The organism is Actinosynnema sp. NPDC049800 (assembly GCF_040656635.1).
Classification (GTDB): domain Bacteria; phylum Actinomycetota; class Actinomycetes; order Mycobacteriales; family Pseudonocardiaceae; genus Actinosynnema.
The window spans coordinates 34,455-46,178 of record NZ_JBFAMT010000064.1; the positions used below are offsets into that span (position 1 = coordinate 34,455).

General features: G+C 73.4%; 8 protein-coding genes and 1 pseudogene. 4 read left to right on the top strand and 5 right to left on the bottom strand.

Annotated elements, in window-relative coordinates; genetic code table 11:
* Positions 1-12 precede the first annotated feature (12 nt).
* Positions 13-879 carry an SDR family NAD(P)-dependent oxidoreductase gene (locus tag AB0I91_RS39030; RefSeq protein ID WP_499641354.1) on the top strand — a complete coding sequence of 289 codons (867 nt, stop codon included), beginning with the start codon at positions 13-15 and terminating at the stop codon, positions 877-879.
* Between the two features lie 126 nt (positions 880-1,005).
* Here the strand turns inward: AB0I91_RS39030 and AB0I91_RS39035 are convergent, their stop codons facing one another.
* Positions 1,006-2,136 carry an alkaline phosphatase family protein gene (locus AB0I91_RS39035; RefSeq protein WP_499641360.1) on the bottom strand — a complete coding sequence of 377 codons (1,131 nt, stop codon included), beginning with the start codon at positions 2,134-2,136 and terminating at the stop codon, positions 1,006-1,008.
* A 36-nt stretch (positions 2,137-2,172) separates the two neighbouring features.
* Between AB0I91_RS39035 and AB0I91_RS39040 the strand changes: the two genes are divergently transcribed.
* Positions 2,173-2,679: a DinB family protein gene (locus AB0I91_RS39040; protein ID WP_499641362.1), complete on the top strand. Its 507-nt coding sequence runs from the start codon at positions 2,173-2,175 to the stop codon at positions 2,677-2,679.
* Positions 2,680-2,696: 17 nt separating this feature from the next.
* Here AB0I91_RS39040 and AB0I91_RS39045 read toward each other — a convergent pair whose 3' ends face one another.
* A complete protein-coding gene (locus AB0I91_RS39045; RefSeq protein WP_499641364.1) occupies positions 2,697-3,239 on the bottom strand; it encodes a hypothetical protein in 543 nt (180 codons plus the stop codon).
* A 109-nt stretch (positions 3,240-3,348) separates the two neighbouring features.
* Positions 3,349-5,040, bottom strand: a pseudogene (locus AB0I91_RS39050) (HAD-IC family P-type ATPase); the annotation flags it as partial.
* Positions 5,041-5,140: 100 nt separating this feature from the next.
* On the opposite strand from AB0I91_RS39050, the gene AB0I91_RS39055 reads away from it, so the two are divergent.
* Both AB0I91_RS39055 and AB0I91_RS39060 read left to right on the top strand, forming a co-directional pair.
* A complete protein-coding gene (locus tag AB0I91_RS39055; protein WP_498773216.1) occupies positions 5,141-7,474 on the top strand; it encodes a phosphoketolase family protein in 2,334 nt (777 codons plus the stop codon).
* A 1-nt stretch (position 7,475) separates the two neighbouring features.
* A complete protein-coding gene (locus tag AB0I91_RS39060) occupies positions 7,476-8,546 on the top strand; it encodes an acetate/propionate family kinase (RefSeq protein WP_498773218.1) in 1,071 nt (356 codons plus the stop codon).
* On the opposite strand, the gene AB0I91_RS39065 is transcribed toward AB0I91_RS39060, so the two are convergent.
* Complete coding sequence (locus AB0I91_RS39065) at positions 8,536-9,033, bottom strand: hypothetical protein (protein ID WP_499641357.1); 498 nt, start codon at positions 9,031-9,033, stop codon at positions 8,536-8,538. The genes AB0I91_RS39060 and AB0I91_RS39065 overlap by 11 nt on opposite strands.
* Positions 9,034-9,095: 62 nt before the next feature.
* The gene (locus AB0I91_RS39070) at positions 9,096-11,378 is read right to left on the bottom strand and encodes an ATP-binding protein (RefSeq protein ID WP_499641358.1); all 2,283 of its coding nucleotides are present in this window, start codon (positions 11,376-11,378) and stop codon (positions 9,096-9,098) included.
* Between the last annotated feature and the right edge of the window lie 346 nt (positions 11,379-11,724).

Here is an 11,724-nt window from a genome sequence, read left to right on the forward strand (position 1 = left end):
GAGAAGGCAGCGATGACCCTGACCGGCAAGACCGTCGTGGTGACCGGCAGCACCGGCGGGATCGGCAAGGAAACCGCCCGCGGGCTGGCCCGGCTGAACGCCCGGGTGATCCTGGTCGGCCGCGACCGGGGCCGAGCCGACGCGGCCGCCGACGAACTTCGCCGCGACACCGGCAACGGCGACGTCGACGCGCTGACCGCCGACCTGACCCGGCAGCGCGACCTGCGCCGACTCGCCGAGCAGGTCACCACCCGGTGCGACCGCGTGGACGTGCTGATCAACAACGCGGGGGTGACCAAGGAGCGGCGGGAGCTGACCGAAGACGGCATCGAGACCGCCTTCGCCGCCAACGTCCTGGCCCCCTACGCGCTCACCCGACTCCTGCTGCCGGCCCTGACCGCCGCATCCGGCCGAATCATCAACATCACCGGTGGTGTCCCACGTGGACGGATCGACCTGGACAACCTGCAGGGCGAGAAGTCATACGTCGGGCTGTCGTTCTACAACCAGACCAAGCTGGCGCTGATGGCGATGAGCCACACCTTCGCCGAACGCCTGGCCGGGACCGCCGTGACCCTCAACGTGGCCTACCCCGGCCACGCCTACACCTCGATGAACAAGAGCCTGACCATCGGCGCCTACCCGCCGCCGGCCCGACCGATCGTGCCGCTGCTGCGGCTGGCCATGCCGGTCCTGTACGGACACCGGGCGGTGGTCAAGGCGTCGAGATCCAGCATCTACCTCGCCTCCAGCCCGCAGGCGCAGGGCGTGCACGGGGCCTACTTCACCAGCCGCTGCCGGCGCGCGTCGTGGCCCGACGCGGTCCTCGACCAACGCAACCGGGACGCCATCTGGGCCCTGTGCGAGGAGCTCACGTGACGGCGCGAGGAGCTCACGTGACGGCGACCTCGCCGGGGCCCTGTGGTGACGGGGCGGGGCTGGTCGGCGCTCGGTCTATCCAACCGATGTACGAGAACACTGTTCCCGTACATTTTCCGGCCATGATCACCCGATCGTGTTCAGGACCGGGATGTGCTGCTCCTCCTCCGTCAGCGAGCCGTGGTGCCCGACGAAGGTAGTGAGTCCCGGCTCCACTGTCGAACGCACCACCGCCAGAGACCCCTTCGCCGCCACCACCAGGTCGCCGATCCGCGGCAGCACGTGGTCCTCCACCCGAGGCCCGAACCACCCCGCCGCCACGGCCTCCGCGCGCGACGCGATCCACGCGCGATCACCCAACCGCTCGGCCCACCGCGCCCGCACCGCCTCCGCCTTGGACGTGTAGACGTGCCGCACCCGGGCCTCGCCGCCGAGCACCCGCACACCGTCCCGCAGCACGTCGTCGGTGTCGAAGTCGACCCGGTCGTCCGCCGCCACCATCCCGTGGTCCGCCGTCACGACCAACGCCCCACCGGCCGGCAACCCGTCGGCCACCGCCGCCGCCAACCGGTCGACGAACCGCAACTGCCACCGCCACGCCTGGCTGCCCGGCCCGTACACGTGCCCGAGCGCGTCCAGGTCGGCGTGGTAGGCGTAGCAGAGCACCCGGTCGTCCGACCGCATCGCCTCCGCCACCCGCGCCACCAGGTCGCCGAACCCCAGCACGCCCTGGAACCGCCCACCCCGCAGCACGGCCCGCGTCAGCCCGCTGCCCTTCTGCTCGCGCGGCAGCACGAGCCGCACCGCCACCCCGGCCTCGGCCGCCGCCTCGAACGCCGTCCGCCGCGGCTGCACCTCCTCCGGCACGAGCACGTCCCGCAAGTCGACGTGCGGGGTAGCCCCGTACCGCGACCACCGCAGCGCGTTGAGCACCTCGCCACCGTCGGCGAACGAGTACCCGACCAGCCCGTGCTCACCGGTCGGCACCCCGGTGCCCAACGCGGCCAGGCTGGTCGCCGTGGTCGACGGGAACCCGGCCGTGATCGGCGGACCCGCCAACGACGACAGGAACGGCGCGTCCGCCTCGTGCTCCCGCAACAACCGCCACCCGAGACCGTCCACGAGCAGCACGCACACCCGGGACGGGCCGGAGATGCCGAGCACGTCCACCATCCCCGGCACACCGAGCCCGGCCAGCAACGACGGCACGACGTCGGCCAGCGATCCGCCCCCGTACCGGGGCACCAGCGGGTCCATGGCAGGCGACCTTAGCCCTGCGGGCACGATGGGCCCATGACCACCGAACGCGTCGGCCCACCCCTGCGCGCCGGCGAACGCGAGACGCTGCGCGCGTTCCTCGACTACCACCGCGCCACCCTGGCCATGAAGTGCGACGGCCTGTCCACCGAGGACCTGCGCCGCCGCTCCATGCCGCCGTCCACGCTCACCCTGCTCGGCCTGGTCCGGCACCTGGCCGAGGTCGAGCGGACCTGGTTCCGGCGCGTGATCGACCACCAGGACGTCCCGCTGGTGTGGTCGCCCGACTGCGACTTCCAGGTGGCCTACGACGCCTCGACCGCGACCAGGTCCGAGGCGTTCGAGGCCTGGCAGGCCGAGGTCGAGCACGCCCGTCGCATCGAGCGGGAGGCCGAGTCGCTCGACGTCACGGGCCACCACGAGCGCTGGGGCGAGGACGTGTCGCTGCGCCTGGTCATGCTCCACGTGATCCACGAGTACGCCCGGCACAACGGCCACGCCGACTTCCTGCGCGAGGGCATCGACGGCACGGTCGGCGCGTAACGGCACCACTGCGCAGGTCAAGATGCGGTGGGGCGGCTGATCCGGCCCACCAGTTCCACCGAGCACGCCGCCACCGCGCCGACGACCACGCCCACGAACAGCCGCTGCGGCGTCACGTGCAGCAGGAACACGTCCGTCGCCAGCACCGGCACGGTGAGGATCACCGCCGCCGCCGTCGTCAAGCCCGCCAGCAGTGCCACCTTCCACCCCGTCAACGGCCGCGCCAGCAGCGACAACGTCCACAACGACGCCACCAGCACCACGACCGTCGCCACCGTCTGACCGGCCACCCGGCCACCGCCCGGGTCGAGCGAGCGGATCGCGAGGTCGCCGCCGAACGCCGCCAGCCCGATCACCACACCGATCGGCACGGCCAGCCGCAGCACGCGCCCCAGGAACCCTGGCACGTAACGACGCCGGTTCGGGGCGAGGGCGAGCACGAAGCCCGGGACGCCGATCGTCAACGTCGAGATCATGGTGAGCTGGATCGGGGCCAACGGGTAGGCGAGCCCGCTCGCCAGCACGACCAGCGCCAGCACCAGCGAGTACACGTTCTTCACCAGGAACAGGTTCGCCGCGCGCTCGATGTTGGCTTTTCCCCCGCCGACGCTCCGCGACCACGTCCGGCAGGTGCGCGAACCGGCTGTCCAGCAGCACGAGCTGCGCCACCGCCCTGGTCGCGGCGGCCCCGTTGCCCATCGCCACGCCGATGTCGGCGTCCTTCAACGCCATCGCGTCGTTGACCCCGTCACCGGTCATCGCGACCACGTGCCCGCGCCGCTGCAACGCGCCCACGACCGCCCGCTTCTGCTGCGGCGTGACCCTCCCGTACACGGCGGAGGTCTCCAGCACGTCGGCGAGCGCGTCGGGGTCGTCGGGCAACGTGCGCGCGTCCACCGCCTCGCCCGCGTCGGAGATGCCGGGCACGCCGACCGACACCGCGACCGCGCCGACCGTGCGCGGGTTGTCGCCGGAGATCACCCGCAGCGTGACGCCCTGCTCGGCGAAGTACCGGACCGCGTCGGCGGCGTCGTCGCGGATCCGCTCGGCGAGCACGACGAGCGCCCGTCCGTCGAGGTCGGCGGGCAGCGCCGAGTCCCGGGCGGGGGAGTGGGCGGAGGCGAGCACCAGCACGCGCCTGCCCTGCGCGGCGATGCCGGCGGCGCGTTCGGACAGCCGACCGCCTCCGGGGAACACCACTTCCGGCGCGCCGAGCACCCACGTGCCGTGCCCGTCGGTGTCCACGGAGGACCACTTCCGGGCCGACGAGAACGGCACGCCGCCCGTGCGCCGCCAGGTGGTGGAGCAGAACGCGTCGGCCAACGCGGCGGAGGTCGCGTTCGCGTCGGGAGCCGTCGCCAGCAACGCCAGCGCCTCCGGCACGTCGTCCTGCGGGCCGTCCGCGATCAGCCGGTCGAAGACGATGTCGCCGTGCGTGAGCGTGCCGGTCTTGTCCAGGCAGACGACGTCGACCCGGGCCAGCACCTCCACGGCGGGCAGCTCCTGCACCAGCGTCCGCTTCCGCGCGAGGGACACCGCGGCCACCATGAACGCCAGGCTGGTCAGCAGCACCAGGCCTTCGGGGACCATGCCGACCAGCGCCGCGACCGCGCCGGTCATCGCCTCCTGCCAGTCGTCGGTGTCCGGGCTGCGCAGCTGGCCCCACAGCAGCAGCGGGCCGACCACCAGCATCATCAGCGAGATCCACCGCAGCAGCTTGTTCGTGCCCGCGACCAGCTCCGACCGCACCACCGTGAACCGGCGCGCGTCGGCGGTGAGGCGGGTCGCGTAGGCGTCCGCGCCGACCGCCGTGGCCTGGAACCGGCCCGATCCGGCGACCACGACCGACCCGGAGCGCACCTCGTCGCCCACGGCCTTGTGCACCGGGTCGGACTCGCCGGTGAGCAGCGACTCGTCCACCTCCAGGCCGTCGGCGTCGGTGACCGCGCCGTCGGCCACGACCTGGTCCCCGGTGCGGAGGACGATCAGGTCGTCGGCCACCACCTCCTCGACCCCGATCTCGGACGTCACACCGTCGCGCGTCACCCGGGCGTGTGGCGCGTTGAGCACGGCGAGGCGGTCGAGGGTGCGCTTGGCCCGCAGCTCCTGGACCACGCCGATCGCCGTGTTGGCCACCACGACGAGCCCGAACAGGCCGTTCTGCCAACGCCCGGTGGTCAGGACGACCAGGAACAACGCGGTCAGCAGCCCGTTGAACGGCGTGATCACGTTCGCCCGCGCGATCTGCCCGGCACCGCGGCTGGTGCGGGACGCGACGGCGTTGGTCCGCCCGTCCGCGACCCGCTCCGCGACCTCCGCCGAGGTCAACCCCGCCTGCCGAGTGCCGGCGACCTCGGACATCCCCACCTCCGGGCCCCATCGTCACCCGAGGCCTTCGTTCCCGCCCGTCCACGCCCCGCGCCGAGTTTCGGACCCCCGTGATCAGAGCTAGCGTCGGAGGATGCCGTCGACCGAGCGGACCGCGGACGACCTGGACCTGCTGGACGCCTACTGGCGTGCGGCCAACTACCTGTCCGTCGGGCAGATCTACCTTCTCGACAACCCGCTGCTGCGCGAACCCCTGCGCCCCGAGCACGTCAAGCCCCGCCTGCTCGGCCACTGGGGCACGACACCCGGCCTCAACCTCCTCTACGCGCACATGAACCGCGCCATCCGGCAACGCGACCTGAACGCCCTCTACGTCGCCGGGCCCGGCCACGGCGGCCCGGGGCTCGTCGCCAACGCCTACCTGGAGGGCACCTACAGCGAGGTCTACTCGGGCGTCGGGGAGGACCTCGACGGCCTGCGCGCGTTGTTCCGCCAGTTCTCCTTCCCCGGCGGCATCCCCAGCCACGTCGCACCGGAGACCCCCGGCTCCATCCACGAAGGCGGCGAGCTCGGGTACGCCCTGCTGCACGCCTACGGCGCGGTGTTCGACAACCCCGACCTGCTGGCGCTGTGCGTGGTCGGCGACGGCGAGGCGGAGACCGGGCCCTTGGCCGCGAGCTGGCACTCGAACAAGTTCCTCGACCCCGCCCGGGACGGCGTCGTGCTGCCCGTGCTGCACCTCAACGGCTACAAGATCGCCAACCCGACCGTGCTGGCGCGCATCCCGGACGACGAACTGGCCTCCCTGCTGCGCGGCTACGGCCACACGCCGCACTTCGTCGTCGGCGACGAGCCCAAGGCCGTGCACGAGCAGCTCGCGTCCACATTGGACACCGTGTTGGACGACATCGCCGAGATGAAGCAGTCGCGACGGCGCCCGCCGTGGCCGATGATCGTGCTGCGCACCCCGAAGGGCTGGACCGGACCGCGCGAAGTGGACGGGCAGCGGGTCGAGGGCACGTTCCACGCCCACCAGGTCCCGCTCGCCGCCACCCGCACCGACGACGGGCACCGCGCGCAACTGGAGGAGTGGCTGCGCGGCTACCGGCCCGAGGAGCTGTTCGACGACGACGGCAGGCTCGTGCCCGAGCTGCGCGCCCTCGCGCCCACCGGCGACCGGCGGATGAGCGCCAACCCGCACACCAACGGCGGTCGGTTGCTGCGCGACCTGCGGATGCCCGACTTCCGCGACCACGCGGTGACCGTCGAACGGCCCGCCGTCGGGAGCAGCGAGGCGACCAGGGTCCTCGGCGGGTTCCTGCGCGACGTGGTGCGCCTCAACCCGGACAACTTCCTCGTCATGGGCCCGGACGAGGTCGCGTCCAACCGGCTGTCGGCCCTGTTCGAGGTGACCGGCCGCAAGTGGCGGGCGGACACCGTGCCCGGCGACGACCACCTCGCGCCGGACGGCCGGGTGCTGGAGGTGCTCTCGGAGCACCTGTGCCAGGGCTGGCTGGAGGGCTACCTGCTCACCGGCAGGCACGGCCTGTTCACCAGCTACGAGGCGTTCATCCACATCGTCGACTCGATGCTCAACCAGCACGCCAAGTGGCTCAAGACGACGCGGGCGATCCCGTGGCGCGCGCCGCTGGCGTCGTTGAACTACCTGCTCTCGTCGCACGTCTGGCGGCAGGACCACAACGGGTTCAGCCACCAGGACCCCGGTTTCCTCGACCACGTGGTGAACAAGAAGGCCGAGATCGTCCGCGTCTACCTGCCGCCCGACACCAACACGCTGCTGTCGGTCGCGGACCACTGCCTGCGCAGCAGGCACTACGTGAACGTGATCGTGGCGGGCAAGCAACCGGCGCTGACGTACCTGGACATGCCGGACGCGGTCGCGCACTGCGCGCGTGGCCTCGGCATCTGGGACTGGGCGGGCACCACCGAGGGCGAGCCGGACGTGGTGCTGGCGTGCGCGGGCGACATCCCGACGCTGGAGACCCTGGCCGCCGCGAAGCTGCTGCGCGAGCACCTGCCCGACCTGAAGGTGCGCGTGGTGAACGTGGTGGACCTCATGCGCCTGCAACCGGACACCGAGCACCCGCACGGCCTGCCGGACCGCGACTTCGACGCGCTGTTCACCGAGGACAAGCCGGTGATCTTCGCGTTCCACGGCTACCCGTGGCTCATCCACCGCCTCACCTACCGGCGCACGAACCACGCCAACCTGCACGTGCGCGGCTACAAGGAGGAAGGCACCACGACCACGCCGTTCGACATGGTGATGCTCAACGACCTGGACCGGTTCCACCTGGTCATGGACGTGATCGACCGGGTGCCGTCGCTCGGCGGCGCGGCGGCGTCGCTGCGGCAGCGGATGGCGGACGCCCGGCTCGCCGCCCGGCAGCACACCCGCGAGCACGGCGAGGACGACCCGGCGATCGCCGACTGGACGTGGGGCTGACGTGCGGGTCCTGGTGGTCAACGCGGGCTCGTCCAGCCTGAAGCTGCGCCTGCTCGCGGCCGACGACGAGGTGGAGCGCACCGCCGACGTCGAGCCGGACCCGGAGCGGCTCGCCGACGTGCTGGAGGACTGGCCCGCACCGGACGCCGTCGGGCACCGCGTGGTGCACGGCGGCACGCGGTTCACCGATCCCGTCGTGCTGGACGACCTGGTGCGGCAGGCGTTGGTCGACCTGACCTCGCTCGCGCCGCTGCACCAGCCGAAGTCGTTGGCGGGCCTGGACGCGGTGCACCGGCTGCTGCCGGAGGTGCCGGCGGTCGCGTGCTTCGACACCGCGTTCCACACCACGATCCCCGCGGCGGCGGCCACGTACGCCGTGCCCCGGGAGTGGCGGGACCGGTACGCGATCCGCCGCTACGGCTTCCACGGCCTGTCCCACGCCCACTGCGCGCGCCGGGTGGCCGAACTCGTGCCGCACGGCCGGCGGCTCGTCAGCTGCCACCTGGGCGCGGGCGCGTCGCTGGCGGCGATCGCCGACGGCCGCTGCTTCGACACCACCATGGGCTTCACCCCGTTGGAGGGCCTGGTGATGGCGACCAGGTCGGGCACGGTCGACCCCGGTCTGGTGCTGTGGCTGGAGGAGCACGAGGAGCTGACCCCGCACGAGGTCGCGACCGCGTTGGAGGAGCAGTCCGGGCTCACCGCGCTGGCCGGCACCGGCGACCTGCGCGAGATCGACGCGGCGGCGGCCGGCGGCGACCCGGACGCCGTGCTGGCGCTGGACGTCTACACCCACCGGCTGGTCGGCGGCATCGCCTCGATGGCCGCGGCGCTCGGCGGTCTGGACGTCCTCGCGTTCACCGGCGGTGTCGGCGAGAACTCGGCCGCGGTGCGCCGCCGTGCCGCCGAGCGGTTGGCGTTCCTCGGGGTGGCGGTCGACCCGGAGCGCAACGAGCGCGCCGACGGCGACACCGACATCACCGGGCCGGACGCGAGGGCCCGGACCCTCGTCGTGACCGCGCGGGAAGACCTGGAGATCGCGCACGGCACCCGAAGCGCGCTCAGCCGCTGACCGCCGTGGAGTCGGACGCCACGATGCGCCGTGCCTCGGCGGTGATCTCGGTGTCCAGCTGCTCGAAGGTCAGGCCCGGGGGATACCCGGACAGGTCGTAGGCGTCGTCCAGTTCCGCCAGGCGCTCCGCCGAGGGCAGCGTCTCGTGACCGAAGGTCGAGTGCGCCCACTCGGCGAGAGCCCGGGGTGCGAGGACCCCCGACAGGACGCGCGACGCCATCGCCTTCAGCACGGCTTCGCCGGCCGCCGCCGAGCCTTTCGGGTGGTGCTCGAGGCCCACGTCCGCCAACGCCGCTTCGAGCAGTCGTGGCACGTCCTCGCCGGCGTGGTGGCTCGACACGGCCGCGAGCGTGCACAGCGCAGGGCCGTCCAGTCCCGCGACCAGCAGGTCGCACGCCGCGCGGACGACGTCGGCGGCGCTGCCCTGGTCGACGTTCCAGAGTGCGACCGCGTCGCGCATGGTGGACAGGTCGATCCCCGGTGCCATGGACACAGGGTGGGGTGTCCGGTCCGGGATGTCAGGCGGATTACCCGGCGGCTCCCCGGTGCTCAGGCGACGGTGTCGATCGCGGCCAGTCGTGAGCGGACCTCCAGGACCTCGGCGGTGCGGTGCTGCGAGTGGTACAGCTCCAGCGCCTGCGACCAGGCCTCGCGGGCCTGGTCGTGCTGCCCCAACGCGGAATGCGCCTGCGCCAGCAGGTCCAGCGTGCTCGCCTCCTCGCCGCGGTCGTTCAGGCTGCGCAGCACGGCGATCGCCTCGCGGAAGTGCTCGACCGCCCGCGCGTGGTCGCCGGTGCGGTGGGCGATGTGGCCCAGGCTGCTCAACGTGTACGCCTCGCCGTCGGCGTAGCCGACCCGCCGGTGCAGCGCCAACGCCGCCGTGCAGTACTCCGCCGCACGGGCCAGGTCGCCGAGCACCGCGTGGTACCAGCCGACCGAGTTGAGCATGTTCGCCTCACGGGTCCGGTCGTCCAGCCCCCGGTAGAGCTCCAACGCCTCGTAGGCGTGCGTCAGCCCGCGTTCGCTGTCGCCCTGCTGGTCCCAGGCGGCGGCGAACGCCTCGTGCGTGCGCGCCTGGCCCGCGACGTCGCCCGCCCGGTGGAACTCCTCCAGCGCCCGGTGCAGGTTCGCCAGCCCGTCGCGGTGCTCGCCGACGTCCAGCAGCGCCACGCCGAGCCGCCGGTGCGCGCGGGCCTGGTCGCCCGGGTCGTCCAGCTGCTCGACGGCGGCGACGGCGGTGCGCCACGTGACGAGGTTGTCCCGGCGGTGCCGCTGCCGGTAGTGGAACGTGTGCATCACCCAGCCGAGCCGCCACGTCGTCGGGTGCCTGCCCTCCCGCGCGGCCAGCTGCTGCGCCTCCATCAGGTTGGCGTGCTCGACCTCGAACCACGTCACCGCGCGGGCCAGGTCCGGCAGCGGGTGCGGCGCCACGCCGGCGACCGGGCGCCCGATCACGATCGGCGGCCGGTGCGGGTCGAGCAGGCGTTCCCCGGAGTACGCGGTGTGCAGGTAGAAGTCGAGCAGCCGGGTCGACGCCTCGTCGCGCACCGGCCCGGCCAGGTCGCGCGCCGCCTGCTCCGCCGCGTACAGCCGCACCAGGTCGTGCATCCGGTACCGGCCCGGCGTGTGCTCCTGCACCAGGCTCTCCGCCTCCAGGTCGCGCAGCCGCACCCGGGCCTCGGCGGTGGACGTGCCGATCAGCGCCGCGGCCGCCGGCAGCCCGATGTCCGGCCCCGGTGCGAGGCCGAGCAGCCCGAACGCGGTCGCCGTCCGCTGCGCCAACGCCCGGTAGGACCAGGAGAACACGGCCCGCAGGTTGGCCTCGGCGTCGTCGATGTTGAGCGCGTCCAACCGGCCCGCGTGGTCGCGCAGCTCGTCGGCCAGGGCGGACAGCGAGAACTCGGGGTGGCTGGTCGCGCGGGCCGCCACGATGCCCAGCGCCAGCGGCAGGCCGGCGCAGAACGCGATCAGGTCGTCCACCGCGCGGGGGTCGGCGGCCAGCCGGTCCGCGCCGAGGTGCCGGGCGAGCAGGTTGCGCGCCTCGTGGACCGGCAGCACGTCCAGGTCGACGTGGCGGGCGCCGTGCGCGGTGACCAGGCGGGTCAGCCGGCGGCGGCTGGTGATCAGCACCGTGCACGTCGGGCTGCCCGGCAGCAGCGGCACCACCTGCGCCGTGTCCCGGGCGTTGTCGAGCACCACGAGCATCCGCCGACCGGCGATCACGCTGCGGTACAGGCCGGCCTGCGCCTGCGGGTCGGTGGGGATGGTCGCGGGCGCGACGCCCATGGCCTCCAGGAAGCCGCGCACGGCCGCCTCCGGTGGCACCGGCGAGCCGGTGGGGTCGAAGCCGCGCAGGTCGACGTGCAGCTGACCGTCCGGGAACAGGTGCAGGTTGCGGTGCGCCCAGTGCAGCGCCAACCAGGTCTTGCCGATGCCCCCGGCGCCGCTGATCGCCGAGATCACCACGGCGGCGGGCTGTGCCGCGAGCGCGGCCGTGACGTGCGCCAACTCCCGTTCCCGCCCGGCGAACCTGGCCGGGGGAGCGGGCAGCTGCCGCGCCACCGGCTCGTCGTGGGCGCCTGCGGTCTCCGACGTCGCCATCGCCCACAGCCGGTGCAGCTCGACCAGTTCGGCCTTGGTCGCGCCGCAGGCCCGCGCGATCCTGGCCACCACCTCGAAGTGCTCCGGCACGGCGAGGCCCTGGCAGAAGCGGTGCAACCCGGAGCTGCTCAGCCCGGTGCGCTCGCCCAACGTCCGGTAGCTGCGCCCGCTGCGCCGCTTCAGCTCGGCGAGAGCGCGCGCGAACGCGCCCACGTGCCCCGATAACGACATTCCCCGCCCCCTCGATCACCCAGCGTCCCACAGGCCGTCCCACCGGTCCACGTCTTTGCAGGTCAACGGATCCGCGGTGTCCCAGCGTCCCGTTCCACTCGCGCCGCCGCCCGCCGCTTCGCCATCGTCGTCGACGACGGACCGGCCGACCCGGTGCTCCAGGGGGACGCGGGGTCGCCGCTCGTCGCCGACACCCTGCGGCGGGTGTCGGAAGGGGGGCGTGGGGGGGGGGGGCGGGGGGGGGCCCGGGGGGGGCGGTCCCCCGGGCGGCGGCCCGCCCCCCCCGGACGATCTCGGTGAAGTGGGCGTCCTCGCCCGCGTTCACGGCGGTGGCGACGGCCCGGGC